The sequence below is a fragment of the Streptomyces sp. NPDC027189 genome (assembly GCF_055566975.1).
In genome coordinates this window covers 537656-551285 of the sequence record NZ_JBVHRI010000002.1, presented here as the reverse complement: position 1 = coordinate 551285, position 13630 = coordinate 537656, and the positions used below count along the sequence as shown (strand labels likewise).

Here is a 13630-nt window from a genome sequence, read left to right as displayed (position 1 = left end):
CGTCGCGGGGCCGGTGTACGCCTCGTACGATAGGCATCGTAGTACGGCGAATGTCAAACTACGAGGACTCTCGTACAATGAAGCTCCCGGACGAAGTGGAGCCACCGTGACGATCGCCGCCCCTGCCGCCAGTGGCCGAGATCTGCCGCACCCCGCGCGTGCGGAGATCCGGCTGGAATCGGTGCTGCACGCGCTCTCCGACCCCATGCGCCTCCAGGTCGTGCGAGAGCTTGCCGCCGACGGCGACGAGCTCTCCTGTTCGCATTTCGACCTGCCGGTCACCAAGTCCACGACCACGCACCACTTCCGGGTGCTGCGCGAGAGTGGCGTGATCCGGCAGATCTACCGGGGCACGGCCAAGATGAACGCCCTGCGCTCGGACGACCTGGACGACCTCTTCCCCGGCCTTCTCGACAGCGTCCTTGGCGCCGCGGCCCGCCAAGCCGCCCGTCTGGGCTCAAGCTGACGTCGCACTGGCCTTCGGTTCGGCGGCGACCTCGGCCGAACTCGCCTTCCCCGGCAGGTGGTTGAAGAGCAGGTTCAGGACGATCGCGGTCAGGCAGCCCGCGCTGATCCCGCTGTTCATCACCGTCTGGAACCAGTCGGGGAACTTCGCGTAGACCGTCGGCACGCCCACCGGCAGCATGCCCACCGCGAGCGAAACGGCCACCACCGTCAGGTTGTTGTTGCCCTTGAAGTCCACCTCGGAAAGGGTGCGCAGACCGCTCGCGGCGACCGTTCCGAACATCACCAGACCCGCGCCGCCAAGGACCGGCGCCGGAATGGCCGCCACAACCGCGCCCAGCTTGGGCAGCAGGCCGAGCAGCACGAGGATGCCGCCCGCCGCGGCGACCACCCAGCGGCTGCGCACCCGGGTCATGCCCACGAGGCCCACGTTCTGTGCGAACGCCGTGTACGGGAAGGTGTTGAACACGCCGCCGAGGACCGTCGAGAGGCCGTCGGCGCGCAGACCGTCCGCGAGCGTACGCGGCTGGATCGGCCGGTCGGTCATCTGACCCACCGCGATGAAGTCACCGGTGGTCTCGGTCATCGTCACCAGCGCCACGACCAGCATCGAGATGATCGCGGAGGCGTGGAACGACGGCGCCCCGAAGTGGAACGGCGTGCTGATCCCGACCCAGTCGGCCTCCCCGACCCCGTCGAAGTCCGTGAACCCGAAGGGGACGGCGACCGCGAGGCCCACGGCGATGCCGATCAGTACCGCGATCCGGCTCAGGAAGGCCGGCGCGAACCGCTGTACACCCAGCACGACGGCCAGTACGAAGGCCGCGAGCGCCAGGTTCTTCGGCTCGCCGAAGTCCTTAGCGCCCACGCCGCCGGCGGCCCAGTTGCCCGCCACCGGCAGCAGTGAGACACCGATGATCAGAATGACCGTGCCGGTGACGAGCGGCGGGAAGAAGCGGAGCAGCTTCCCGAAAACCGGGGCCAGCAGGACGATCGCGAGGCCCGCCACGATCACCGACCCGTAGATCGCGGGCAGTCCGCCTCCCGTCGTCCCGATGAGCACCATCGGCGACACGGCCGCGAAGGTGCAGCCCTGCATGATCGGAAGCCGCACTCCGAACCGCCAGAAACCCACGCACTGGATCAGCGTCGCGATCCCGCACACCAGCAGGTCCGCGGTGATCAGATACGCCAGATCGGCGGGCGACAGCTTCATCGCACCGCCCACGATCAGCGGAACGGCCACCGCGCCCGCGTACATCGCGAGTACGTGCTGCAGCCCGAAGGCGGCCAGTTGGCGTACGGGTGGGACCTCGTCGACGGGATGCACGGATGCTGCGGTCGCCATGGGCACTCCTGGAGCGGCGGGCGGGGACGGACGGTTCAACAGCACGAGACCGTAAGGGTCTTGAACAGTTTGTTGATTTCCGGTGTGTTGCCGTCAGGTGTCATGCCCACAGGGAGCCGCGCGACTCTGCTACGAAGCCGCCGTCCGCGCCGCCGCCAGCAGCGACTGCCAGTCCGGAAGCTTGACCACACCACGGCCGAACGAGGCCCCGAGCTCCGCCTCGGCCCGCTCGATCGCCTGCCATCCGGCCCACTCGACCGGTTGGGCCCCCTCCGCCCGCAGCGCCGCGAGCGGATCCTCGGGCACGTCCCGCCGTACGAGGCTGGGGGCGTCCTCGAGCAGTGAGGTCACCGTCTCCTTCGCGCACGGCCGGTTGGTGCCGATGACACCCGTCGGGCCGCGCTTGATCCAACCCGCCACATACTCGCCCGGGGAGATCGCGCCGTCGCGCAGGATCCGCCCCGCGAGATTCGGTACGGTGCCGCGGTCGGCATCGAAGGGCAGCCCTTCCAGTGGCACCCCGCGATAGCCGACCGAGCGCAGCACCAACTGCGCCTCGATGTCCTCGTACCGCCCCGTGCCCGTCACCCCGCCCTGCCCGTCCGGCACCGTCCGCTCGAAGCGGACCGCACCCACACGGCCTTCCCCGAGTTCTCGGCCCTGTTCGACCGGGGAGATACCCGCATCGGGGAGCAGTGCGACGGGACGCAGGAAGAAACGCAGCCGGATCCGACGCGGAGCGCCCTGCGGCGGCGCGGTGGCCCATCCCCGCAGCACCTCCACATTGCGGCGCTGGACGGCGGGCAGGCCCGACGGGTCCAGATAGGCCGGATCGAGGGCCAACTCCTCGGCGTCGACGACGACGTCGGTGTCCGGCAGCGCGCCCAGTTCGCGCAGTTCCTTGGTGGTGAATCGGGCCTGCGAGGGGCCGCGTCGCCCGACCATGCTGATCTCCGTCACCTTGCTCGAGGCCAGCGCGGTGAGCGCCGCCTGCGGCATGTCGGTGGGGCTCAGCTCCGGCGCGCCGCGGGCCAGCATCCGGGTCACGTCGACGGCCACGTTCCCGACGCCGATGACCACCGCCGACCGCGCGCCGAGGATGAATCCGTCGTCCACGGAGTCGGGGTGCGCGCTGTACCAGGACACGAACTCGGTCGCCGACCAGCTGCCGGCCAGCTCCTCGCCGGGCACCGAGAGATGGCGGTCGGTGGCGGCGCCCACGCAGTAGATCACCGCGTGGTACAGCTCGCGCAGCCGGGCCACCGGCACCCCGCCGCGGCCGACCTGGACACCACCCAGGAACCGCACCCGCTCGTCCTCGAGGACCGCCCGCAGATTGTTCTGCAGCGACTTGATCTTCTCGTGGTCGGGCGCGACTCCGTAACGCACCAGGCCGTACGGGCATGGCAGCCGGTCCAGGACATCCACCCGGACCCCGGGTGCCTGGCTCTGCTGGACGAGACTTTGTGCGCTGTAGACCCCGCTGGGCCCCGAGCCTACGACGGCGACATGCAGCACGGCCGAACTCCTTACCCGAGGGGACCACGGAGAACGCTGACAGGAGATCGCTGTTGATTCCAGCATCGCACCGCCGATGCTTCGCTGACAGGGTGCGGTGCGCGACGCGCGTGTGCGTGTCCGCTCTTGTGGAATGTGATCACTCGATTACGTTCCGTATGTACTAGAAGTATCCTTTCTTAATCTGTCCGACCGGTGCCGACCGGACGGTGCGGTGTCCGTGTGGCCCGCGGGGGAAGTGCGGGAGCACGAAAACGCCACGTCGTGGTACTACGCCCACCCGGCCTTCGAGGACGGCGCCCGGGCCGACATGCTCGCCGTGGTGGAGGAAGGGCCGGCGCGCCGTGCCCGGCCCCCGTGGCCGCGTGGTATCGAGGGGCGGTGGCTGGTCGCCCGAGGAGTACCGCGCGGCGCAGGAAGACGGCGTCGACCCGATGCTCGCGGTCATGTGCGCCGCCTGTCGCAGCCGGCGCAAGTCGCTCCGGCTGATCGCGGGGGCGCGCGGCGCAGAGTTTCTGACGCTGCGTCATGCCCGGTGGTCGACGGTGCTGAGTATGGTGGCTACGACATCTCGCGCATCCGCGTGATCTCACTCGTCTGCTGCGCGATCACGTCGTCGGCCATCTCCTCGATCTGGATGTTGTTGCCCTGTGCCTTCACATCCGTGGCCATGGTGATGGCTCCGTCGTGATGCGTGATCATCAGCCTCAGGAAGAGCTCGTCGAACGCCTTGCCCTTCGCCGCGCGCAACTTCCTGAGCTGGGCCTCCGTCGCCATGCCGGGCATCGTCCCGTGCTCGTGCCCCGTGCCGGCCTGCTCGCCGTCGTGTGCCTTCAGCCAGCTCTTCATGGTGGTGATCTCCGGGCCCTGCGCCGCCGCGATCCGTGCGGCAAGCCGCTTCACCTGCCCCGACTCGGCCTGTTTCGGGGCTAGTTCGGTCATGTCCAGGGCCTGTGAGTGGTGATCGATCATCATCCGCGCGTACGCGAAGTCCGCCGAGTTGGGGGAGTCGTCGTCGGCCCGCTGTTTCGCGGCGTCCTGCGCGGAGAGCGTCTCGGCCGCCTCGCCGGGTTTGCCGGGCGCGATCACCGAAGGCCCGCTCGACTTCCCGGACTTGGTCTCGGATCCGGAGTCGCAGCCCCCGAGCGCGAGCGCGGCGACCAACAGCGACACCGCGACCAAGGACGCACGGGGTGTACGGCGAACAAGCACAGCGACCTCCTGTGGCACACGAAGGGGCGGAAACCTCAAGGGTGTTGATGACCGTCCTAGCACGCTTCCGCACGTGACTGATCAAAAACGTTCATTACGAGTACGTTGCCATCTGTTGATCTCCCGATGGTGCGGACGATACTTCAGGGGTCCGTGAACCGTTCAACTGCGAACGGCTACAAGGGAGGAAACAGTGACCCTGTTAAACGACCCCCGAACGCGGCGCAGACGCCTGGGAGTTGCCGCGGCCGCGGCCGGACTCCTTGCCGCGCTGCTCACGGCCGGCCCGGCGGCCGCGACCCCCGACCCCGGGGACAGTCCCGCCGCGCAGGAGCAGGTCTCCAAGAGCGACGCCGCCGAGGCGAAGGCCGCGATCGCGAGCGGTGAGATACCCGGGAAGGACGAGATCGTCCACTCCGACAACGTCGAACACCTCTCCAATGTCCCCAAGGAGGCCTTCACCGGACTCAATTCGGACCTGGCCTTCCAGGGCAAGTACGCGTTCGCCGGCAACTACGACGGCTTCCGCATCTTCGACATCAGCAACCCGAAGGCGCCCAGGACGGTCGCGCAGGTGCTCTGCCCGGGCTCTCAGAACGACGTCTCCGTCTCCGGCAACCTGCTCTTCCTGTCCACCGACTCCTCGCGCAGCGACAACTCCTGCAACAGCACCTCGCAGCCCGCGACCGAGAAGTCGTCGTGGGAGGGCATGAAGATCTTCGACATCAGCGACAAGGCGAACCCGAAGTACGTCGCCGCCGTCGAGACCGCCTGCGGCTCGCACACCCACTCGCTGGTACCCGAGCGCAAGAACGTCTACATCTACGTCTCCTCGTACTCGCCGAGCGCCACCTTCCCCGACTGCCAGCCGCCGCACGACGGCATCTCCGTCATCAAGGTGCCGCGCAACGCCCCTGAAAGGGCGGCCGTCGTGAACTTCCCGGTGCTGTTCCCGGGCGAGGGACCGGATGGCGGCGGCAACCCGGGCGGGCCCACCAACCCGGGCGTCTCCAAGACCACCGGCTGCCACGACATCACGGTCCTGCCGTCCAAGGACCTGGCCGCGGGCGCCTGCATGGGCGACGGCATCCTGTTCTCCATCAAGGATCCCGAGCACCCGAAGGTCATCGACCAGGTCGAGGACAACGTGAACTTCGCGTTCTGGCACTCGGCGACCTTCAACCAGAAGGCCGACAAGGTCGTGTTCACCGATGAGCTGGGCGGCGGCGGCGCGGCCACCTGCAACGCGGCGATCGGCCCGAACCGCGGCGCCGACGGCATCTACGACATCGTTGGCAAGGGCGACAACCGCAAGCTCGTCTTCAGGAGCTACTACAAGATTCCCCGCCACCAGGCGGACACCGAGAACTGCGTCGCCCACAACGGCTCGTTGATCCCGGTCAAGGGCAAGGACCTCATGGTCCAGGCCTGGTACCAGGGTGGAGTCTCCGTCTGGGACTTCACCGACTCGGCCGACCCGAAGGAGATCGCCTACTTCGAGCGCGGCCCGCTGAGCACCGACACCCTCCAGATCGGCGGCTCATGGTCGGCGTACTACTACAACGGCTACATCTACTCGAACGACATCGCCAAGGGCTTCGACGTACTGAAGCTCAATGACCGGCGCACGGATCCGGCGAAGTGGGTCCATCTCCGTGAGCTCAACGTCCAGACGCAGCCGGACTACTTCGACTGACCCTCGGGCCGATCGGAGTGATCAATCGGGCCGATCGGACTGACCGTCGGACTGCTTGGGCAGACCGCTGGGCAGATCGGGCTGATCAGCCGCCCGGTCGGGCTGATCGTCGGCCGGGCGGCCGGTCGCGAAGAACCGTGACAGATCCGTCTCGCAGGTCCCGCCGGGCACTTCGGTGTCCGGCGGGACACCCATCTCCCAGTCGAGGCGGTAGCGCTTGAACAGCTCGGCCCGCAGCGTGGGGATCGGCATCGGCACCCCGGGCACCAGGGCCGCGTACACCGCGCCCATGAGCACCGCGCGCAGCATCGGGTAGTCGGTGGCGGCGTCCGGCGAGCCGTGCCCGGCGACGGTGTCCCGCAGCAGCTGTGCGAGCCGCTGCTGCTCCGGGCACTGCACGAATCCCTCGGCCTGCAGCAGCCCGGCCATGTGCTGGCGCATCAGCACGGGCTGGCTCCGGGCGAGTCCCAGGATCGCGTCGATGGCCCGCGCCATCCGCTCCCGGCCGTCCTCGGTACGCGGCTCGCGCTCCAGCGCCTCCTCCAGCGTCCGGTGCATCAGCCGGTGCACGGCGGATTGCAGGAGCTGGCGTTTGCCGGGGAAGTAGTACGACACCAGCCCACGCGCAGATCCCGCGCGATCCGCGATGTCACCGAGCGTCGTCGCCTCGTAGCCGCGCTCGCTCACCAGCTCCACCGCGGCCTGCAACAGCCGCTCCCGGGAACGCCGCCGCAACTCTTCATTGACCGAGGCGCTGCGCGGGGACATGCTGTAACTCCTGCGTTGACTGGCTGCCAGCCAACTATCCTCAACGCGTTCGGGCCGAGACCTTTCGAAGGTCGGCTTAGAGCTGCCGTCTGCCCTGGGCGACGCGGGGGATCGTCCAGGGTGGGCGCGCAAGGCCCCTGGTGGTGTGCTGAGGCTACTTTCGGCGGTCGATACGTCTCGCAGAGCCACCGCGTCCTCCTTACAGTGGGCTGGAGTCCCCGAGGAGGCGTACGGACATGGATCAAGAGCAGATCCTGGCCAGGATCACGGCGATGGTGGACGACGAGCGACGCCTGCGCGACGCCCTGGCGTCCGGGCAGATCGACAGCGAGACCGAACACGAACGGCTGGGAGAGCTGGAGCGCGAGCTCGACCAGTGCTGGGACCTGCTGCGCCAGCGACGCGCGAAGTCCGAGTTCGGTGAGAACCCGGACGAGGCGCGCGTCCGTCCGTCGTCGCAGGTCGAGGACTATCAGGGCTGAGGGCCCAGGGGGCGTCAGCCGATCAGGTCGAGGACCGGTCGCAGTCCGTCCGGGCGGTGCGTCACCGGCAGATGGTCCACGAAGTGCACCCCGCACCCCAGGGCCGCCGCACCGCCGTCCGCCCGGCGGTCGTCACCGACCATCAGCGTGTCCTCGGGGGCGAGCCCGAGCGCGTCGCAGGCGGCGCTGAACAGCCGAGGGTCCGGCTTCTGGATGCCGTGCTCGTACGACAGGACGTACGCGCCGACGTACGGGTCGAGGCCGTGCTCGCGGAAGACAGGCCGCAGGTCCCAGCCGATGTTGCTGACCACACCGACCGCGACCCCGCGCTCGCGCAGCGTGCCCAGCACTTCGGCCGCGTCGGGGTAAGGGCTCCAGGCGGCCGGTGCCATATGGCGGTCGTAGAGCGCGTCGTGGAGCCGGGGGTCGGGCAGCGGAACCTGGCGGGAGGCGCCGGTGTACGCGGCTCGGTGAAGCTCGGCGGACTGGTCGCGGACCTTCCAGATCTCGGCGAGGTCGTCCGGGAGCGGCTGTGACGGAAAAGCGCCGCCCGGCAGCGCGCCGGCGGCTTCCAGGGCATGCGCCGCCCGGGTCAACTCCGCCTCGGAAAGGGTGAGTTCGGCCTCGGCGAGCACCGCGCGCAGCCATGAATCGGTGGACTCGATACGGAAGAGGGTTCCGGAGAAGTCGAAGAGGACGCCTTTGATCGTCATGAGGGCGATCCTTCGCGGCAGGGCTCCCGCGGGTCAAGGCGGCCTGGGCCGGGCCATCGTTCGTACGAGGCCACCGCCAGCGCGACGATCAGCGCGCCGATGAGCCAGCCGCCCACGACGTCCGACGGCCAGTGCACGCCGAGCCAGACACGCGTCAGACCGACGCCCACGACGGAGACCACGGCCAGGGCGAGCCCCGTACGCCACAGGGCGGGTCCGGCGCCGTACAGGTGGAGCAGCCAGAGCAGCAGCCCGCACACCACTGTGGCCGTCAGGGCGTGGCCGGAGGGGAAGGCCGCGTAGTGGGCGGAGTCCACGGGGTCGGGCCAGACCGGGCGCTTGCGGCCGATCGCCGACTTCAGTCCCTGCTGCACTCCTGTGCCCAGCGCACATGTGGCCACCACCCATAGCGCCAGCCACCATGCCGAGTGGCGCCACACCAGCCAGATCACGGCGGCGGCGCACACCGCGCGCATCGTCCAGGGGTCCCACACCCAGTCGGTCAGGATCCGGAACGCACGGGTGACGCCGGGTTGGCCGACCGCCCAGGTGTGTGTGGTGCGGGCGATGTCTCCGTCGAGGGTGAGCAGCGGGTGCCAGGAGAACGCGACCAGCAGGAGGAGCAGTACGGAGGGCACGGCGAGAGCCGCCGCGACGAGCGCCGAGATGCGCGGACCCGGGGGGTAGGGCGGGGAGTGCATGGGGGTGATCCTCGCCGACTCGATGCACGGGAGGCCAACTTCGGGGCACCGAGCCCGGCGGCGCACGGGGTCGTGCCGCAAGCCTCACTCACCGGCAGGCGCGGACGCACGGACGGGTCCGTGCGGCAGGTCCCACGCACCCGCAGGCGCGGACGTACGGACGGGTCCGTGCGGGGCAGGTCCCACGCACCCGCAGGCGCCGATGCACGGACGGGTCCGTGCGGGGCAGGTCCCACGCACCCGCAGGCGCCGACGCACGGACGGGTCCGTGCCGCAGGCCCCACGCACCCGCAGCCGCGGACGCACGGACGGGTCCGTGCCGGTACATCGAATGCCCGTCGCTTACGTCCGGATCTGGAAACGGCTCCTGGTGTGCCAACGTCTGATCCACCGGCGACGGGCGGATGTACCGGTACGGCCCCGCCCCCCCCACCGACCCGCAGGCGGGCGGGGTGGAGCAGAGGCAGCTAGCCCAGCGCCCGCAACCCCGGCACGAACGCCACCAGCACCGGAATCACCGGTACCAGCGCGGCCGCCGCCGTCAGGCGCAGCCGCCGAGCCGCCGTGAGCCGGTCCGGGGGAGTGAGGAGTCGGTGGACGCGCTGCGGGACATGGGCGTCAGGGGCGGGACAGGGGCCGAACACGCCCCGGTCCTCGTTGAGTTCCACCAGCGCGAGGGCGATGGTGAGGCGCCCGAAGCGGCGCGACGCCATGTCGTCGGCGGCGAGTTCGACCAGGCGGTGCATCTCGCCGCGGAACGCGGCGAACACCGGCACCTGCGGAAAGCCGGTGGCCAGCGCGGCCGAACAGTGCAGCAGCCAGTCGTGCCGGGCCCGCGCGTGCCCCTGCTCATGGGCGAGTACGGCATCCAGCTGACGCCCCTTGAGACGGCGCAACGCGGCCGTGGTGATGACGAGTTGAGGTGCCGCACCCGGCAGCCACCAGGCATCGGGGCGCTCGCCCTCCAGGACCATCAGCCGGTCCGGTCCGGGCTCCTCGCCGGGCAACAGCGGGGCACGCACGAGGAGTTCGGCCCGCCGCTGCCGACGGCGCGCCCGGGCCCGTACGACCTCGCGGGCCAGCATCGCCGCGGTCCACGCGCCCCCGCACGCGAGTGCCACGGCGGTCGTCGCCGCCCAAGTGCCGCCCGTGCTGAGCGCGTAGGCGTCCACGACCGAGCGCGGTGCCGAGCCGAAGACATGGCCGCGCACCGCCACCCACGCGGCTGCCGCGCTCAGCGTCATCGACAGCACGCAGCACAGTAGAACGGCCGCCACCACGCACTGCCACACCCACAGAGCGACCACCGGTTCACGGTCCGGCCAGTCCGCCCGGGCGAGCAGCCGTGGAGCGACCACGGCGGCCAGGGCGCCGAGCAGCAACAGTGCCGCGGGGACCATCATGGGGTGAAGCCTATGAGCGGTGCGTCGCCGCTGGATACGGGCTGCGACGCCAAGTGACGTACGCCACGGTTTCGTACAGCGGCAGGGCTCGGATTCGTACAGCGGCAAGGCTCGAACCCGTACCGCCGCACGGCCCGAATCCCTGCGGCGCGGTCTCAGAGCGTGACCAGCATTGCCAGCATCGCTATGCCCATGGACAGGCGGCAGGCCTGGGAGAGTTCGGGGCGGTCGCCCCAGCCGAGGGCGCGGGGGGCTCCGGGTGTGGCGGTGGCCAGGGGGAGCAGGCGGACGCCGGAGCGGAGGACGTAGCCGGCGAAGTAGAGGAGGAGTGCGCCGGTCAGCAGCGGAACACCGGAGTCGCCGTGGTGGTGTCCCGGGGAGGCGGCCATCACGCCCGCCATGTAGACCATCGCGACGGCGCCCATCAGGTGATGCAGGTGGTGCGGGCTCTTGCCGGACGTCCACAGGGCGCGTACGGCGGTGGCACCGAAGACGGCGGCGTAGGCGAGCCAGGCCCAGCATGGCGGGGTAGCCACCGCCGCGGGTACGGCCATCGCCGCCATGCCGAAGCCCATGAGCGCCTCGCCGCCCGCGGTGCGGCGCTGTTCCTCCACGGTGCTGCGCATCCGCAGCAGGCAGTAGGCCCCCGTCGTCGCGCACAGCACGACGAGCAGCCAGCCGGGCGAAGCCGGTTCGTGCACCGCGTACCTCCCCGCTCGACGATGTCGCGCATCGCGCATCGCACATCGCGCATCGGACAGTCGGTCGACATTCGGTCAGGGCATGCCCGGTGCGGCCGGTGCGCAAGCGAGCGCAAGGGTGTACGCGGGGGAGCGTGCGGGGGTGCACCGCAGGCGGGGAATGTGATCCGCGAGATATTTTATGAGTAAAACACCTGCTAAGGTTATGGGCATGAGTAGTGCGACCAGTCCCGTGCCCCCACGTGTGCGGCGCCTCCCGCTGACCGGTGTACTGCGCCTCGGCCGGCCCTCGGACATCTGGTTCAAACCCGCGTTGAGCGTCGTCGTCGCGGTCGCTCCGCCGAATCTGACGCTCCTGGCGCTCGGCCGGCTGGACCTGGCGATGTACACGATGGCCGGTTCGCTCTGCGCGCTGTACGCCCACAACCGTCCCTACGCCGCCCGGGCCCGCGCCCTCGCCTGGGTGGTGCTCGGCATGCTCGGCGGTCTCGCGGTCGCCCTCGTCACGGCCTCGCTCACCACGGACGCCGTCGTACTGGTCACGGTCGGTGCGCTCCTGGCCGCCGTCCAGAAGGTGCTGTGCGACGCCACGCGCATCGGTCCGCCCGGCCATGTGGTCCTCGCCTTCATCTCCTCCGCGTCCCTGTTCGCGCCGCAGACCCTCGGCCAGGTGCCGGGCCATCTCGCGCTCGGCGCCGCGGCCGGAGCCTGGGCCTGGGTCGTCGGCATGGCCCCTGGGCTCGTCCGCCCGCACGGGCCGGAGCGGCGCGCCACCGCGCACGCCCTGAGCGCCGCGGCGGTGTACGTCGAGATGCCGGGGAACGCCCGTGCCCGCGCCGCAGCGGCCGCCGCCGTGCACGGTGCCTGGCAGTCGCTGCTGTCCACCGGCGCCCGCTCCGCGCCCCGGCGCGCCCTCGAACGGCTCGTCGTGCGGGCCGAGGTCGCGCTCGCCGCGCCCGCCGACACGGAGCCCGGGCGGCTGCGCGAATGGGCCCGCCGGCTGCGCGGCACCGGACCCGTGCTGCGCCCGGACGACCTCGCGGACACCGCCGACGAACTCCTGGGCGTGGAGGCCGCGCTCGCCTTCGGTGAACGGCCGCTGCCGCGCCGGCTCGGCGCCCTCGCGCCCATCGCCCTGCGCACCGCGCTCGGCTGCGCCCTCGCCGGATATGTCTCGCTCGCGCTGGGCGTCGGCCGCCCCTACTGGGCGCTGGTCACCGCCGCCTCGCTCTACCAGGCCAACGTCACCCTGACCTGGAGCCGTGGCGTGCAGCGCGTCGTCGGCAACCTCGTCGGCGTACTGGTCTTCGCGGCGGTCGCCCCGCTCGCCCACCTCAGTCAGACGGTCCTCGTGCTGTGCTGCCTCGCCTTCAACTTCGGTGCCGAGGCGCTGATCGGCCGCAACTACTGGCTCGGCAGCATCTGTGTGACCCCTATGGCCCTGCTGATCACCGAGTTCGCACGGGTCCAGCAGCCCGGCGAACTGATCACCGACCGCGTCGTGGACACCCTCGTGGGCGCGCTCGTCGGCTTCGTCGCCGCGATCGCCGTCACCAACCGGCGGGCCGGCGACCGCATCGAACACGCCCTCTCCGCGGTGGAGCGCGCCCGCGACCACGCCGACGCGACGCTGGCCGCAGAGCGTCCGGAGCCCGGGGCCCTGGAGTCCGCCCGACGCGGCCTCGCCGCCGCCGTCGTCGACCTGCGCGCCACGGCCGACGCCGCGGCCGGCGAATGGTGGCAGCGTGCCCTGCCGGAAGAGCGGGTCATGCGGGCGGAGCAGGCCGGACACCGTACGCTCGCGGCGACGGTACGACGGCAGGGACTGCACTCCGTGGAGGGCGCACAGGCATGACGACAGCGGATGGGCGGGCGGAGGCGGACGGCACCTCCGCCGGGCCGGGCGAGACGGAGGGTGCGCCTGCCGGGCGGGCGGAGACGGACGCCACCCCGCCCGGACGGGCCGCGGCGGAGAGCGCACCCGCCGGGCGGCCGGAAGCGGACGGCACCTCGGCCGGCCGGCCCGAGAACGGGAGCGCCCCCGCCGGACGGACCGTGCCCGGAGACACCTCGCCCGGAGACACCGTGGCCGCCGTCGTGCGGCAGTGGCAGACGGTGCGTCCCGACCTCGACACCGGGCCCATGGAGGTCATCGGCCGCGTCAACCGCTGCGCGGCGCTCCTGCAGCAGGCCGAGGACGCCCCGCTGCGCCGGGCCGGGCTCACCCGGCCCGAGTTCGACGTCCTCGGCACCCTGCGGCGCACCGGACACGAGCTGACGCCCAGTGAGATCGCCCGTGAGACCTTCTCCTCCGGTGCCGCCGTCACCAAGCGGCTCAAGCAGCTGACCGAGCGCGGCCTGGTCGAGCGGCGCGGTGACACCCGTGACCGCCGGGTCGCGCATGTCCGGCTCACCGACGAGGGGCGCGAACTCGTCGACGGCATCCTCCCCGAGCAACTCGCCTACGAGACTACGGTCCTGTCCGGGATCGACCGTGGCCGCCAACGTGAACTGGCCGAGCTGCTGGGTGAGTTGCTCGGTCAGCTGGAAGGCCGACTGGGACTGCCGCGGTGACGCACCGTTGACATGAGGTGAGCGACACTCCTACGGTCGGGCAGGCTGG

The 13630-nt window shown here is 70.8% G+C and carries 14 protein-coding genes and 1 pseudogene; 7 read left to right on the top strand and 8 right to left on the bottom strand.

The genetic code is table 11. The features are described 5' to 3' along the window. Window positions 1-106 precede the first annotated feature (106 nt). Window positions 107-466: an ArsR/SmtB family transcription factor gene (locus ACZ4RZ_RS06985; protein WP_467742777.1), complete on the top strand. Its 360-nt coding sequence runs from the start codon at window positions 107-109 to the stop codon at window positions 464-466. Here the strand turns inward: ACZ4RZ_RS06985 and ACZ4RZ_RS06980 are convergent. Further along, window positions 458-1813, bottom strand: coding sequence for a nucleobase:cation symporter-2 family protein (locus ACZ4RZ_RS06980; RefSeq protein ID WP_467742775.1), 1356 nt, complete (start codon window positions 1811-1813; stop codon window positions 458-460). The two genes, ACZ4RZ_RS06985 and ACZ4RZ_RS06980, sit on opposite strands and share 9 nt — an antisense overlap. A 129-nt stretch (window positions 1814-1942) precedes the next feature. Beyond that, entirely contained in the window at window positions 1943-3331 is a 1389-nt protein-coding gene (locus ACZ4RZ_RS06975; protein ID WP_467742773.1) for an FAD-dependent oxidoreductase, read from the bottom strand. Between the two features lie 214 nt (window positions 3332-3545). On the opposite strand from ACZ4RZ_RS06975, the pseudogene ACZ4RZ_RS06970 reads away from it, so the two are divergent. Together ACZ4RZ_RS06970 and ACZ4RZ_RS06965 are read left to right on the top strand one after the other, a co-directional pair. Then, window positions 3546-3608, top strand: a pseudogene (locus ACZ4RZ_RS06970) (DUF6214 family protein); the annotation flags it as partial. A gap of 67 nt (window positions 3609-3675) precedes the next feature. Then, window positions 3676-3918 carry a DUF6214 family protein gene (locus tag ACZ4RZ_RS06965; protein ID WP_467742771.1) on the top strand — a complete coding sequence of 81 codons (243 nt, stop codon included), beginning with the start codon at window positions 3676-3678 and terminating at the stop codon, window positions 3916-3918. Here ACZ4RZ_RS06965 and ACZ4RZ_RS06960 read toward each other — a convergent pair. Next, window positions 3893-4543, bottom strand: a complete 651-nt coding sequence (locus ACZ4RZ_RS06960) for a DUF305 domain-containing protein (protein ID WP_467742769.1) — start codon at window positions 4541-4543, stop codon at window positions 3893-3895. The two genes, ACZ4RZ_RS06965 and ACZ4RZ_RS06960, sit on opposite strands and share 26 nt — an antisense overlap. A gap of 193 nt (window positions 4544-4736) precedes the next feature. On the opposite strand from ACZ4RZ_RS06960, the gene ACZ4RZ_RS06955 reads away from it, so the two are divergent. Continuing rightward, window positions 4737-6239: an LVIVD repeat-containing protein gene (locus tag ACZ4RZ_RS06955; RefSeq protein WP_467742767.1), complete on the top strand. Its 1503-nt coding sequence runs from the start codon at window positions 4737-4739 to the stop codon at window positions 6237-6239. 21 nt (window positions 6240-6260) lie between these two features. On the opposite strand, the gene ACZ4RZ_RS06950 is transcribed toward ACZ4RZ_RS06955, so the two are convergent. Then, on the bottom strand, window positions 6261-7007 hold the full coding sequence (locus ACZ4RZ_RS06950) for a TetR/AcrR family transcriptional regulator (RefSeq protein ID WP_467742765.1): 747 nt from the start codon (window positions 7005-7007) through the stop codon (window positions 6261-6263). Window positions 7008-7243: 236 nt separating this feature from the next. Here ACZ4RZ_RS06950 and ACZ4RZ_RS06945 point away from each other — a divergent pair, with 236 nt between their 5' ends. Beyond that, window positions 7244-7489 carry a DUF2630 family protein gene (locus ACZ4RZ_RS06945; RefSeq protein WP_467742762.1) on the top strand — a complete coding sequence of 82 codons (246 nt, stop codon included), beginning with the start codon at window positions 7244-7246 and terminating at the stop codon, window positions 7487-7489. 14 nt (window positions 7490-7503) lie between these two features. Here ACZ4RZ_RS06945 and ACZ4RZ_RS06940 read toward each other — a convergent pair whose 3' ends face one another. From ACZ4RZ_RS06940 to ACZ4RZ_RS06925, 4 genes are all read right to left on the bottom strand, one after another. After that, a complete protein-coding gene (locus tag ACZ4RZ_RS06940; RefSeq protein ID WP_467742760.1) occupies window positions 7504-8202 on the bottom strand; it encodes an HAD family hydrolase in 699 nt (232 codons plus the stop codon). Next, entirely contained in the window at window positions 8199-8903 is a 705-nt protein-coding gene (locus ACZ4RZ_RS06935) for a phosphatase PAP2 family protein (protein WP_467742758.1), read from the bottom strand. Before ACZ4RZ_RS06935 ends, ACZ4RZ_RS06940 begins: the two co-directional genes overlap by 4 nt. Before the next feature lie 467 nt (window positions 8904-9370). Beyond that, window positions 9371-10306, bottom strand: a complete 936-nt coding sequence (locus tag ACZ4RZ_RS06930) for a M56 family metallopeptidase (RefSeq protein ID WP_467742756.1) — start codon at window positions 10304-10306, stop codon at window positions 9371-9373. A 155-nt stretch (window positions 10307-10461) separates the two neighbouring features. After that, window positions 10462-11007 carry a DUF5134 domain-containing protein gene (locus ACZ4RZ_RS06925; RefSeq protein WP_467742754.1) on the bottom strand — a complete coding sequence of 182 codons (546 nt, stop codon included), beginning with the start codon at window positions 11005-11007 and terminating at the stop codon, window positions 10462-10464. Window positions 11008-11218: 211 nt separating this feature from the next. Between ACZ4RZ_RS06925 and ACZ4RZ_RS06920 the strand changes: the two genes are divergently transcribed. Together ACZ4RZ_RS06920 and ACZ4RZ_RS06915 are read left to right on the top strand one after the other, a co-directional pair. Then, window positions 11219-12862 (top strand): FUSC family protein, encoded by a 1644-nt coding sequence (locus ACZ4RZ_RS06920; protein WP_467742753.1) that lies wholly within the window; start codon window positions 11219-11221, stop codon window positions 12860-12862. Between the two features lie 200 nt (window positions 12863-13062). Beyond that, window positions 13063-13581: a MarR family winged helix-turn-helix transcriptional regulator gene (locus ACZ4RZ_RS06915; RefSeq protein ID WP_467743090.1), complete on the top strand. Its 519-nt coding sequence runs from the start codon at window positions 13063-13065 to the stop codon at window positions 13579-13581. Window positions 13582-13630 lie beyond the last annotated feature (49 nt).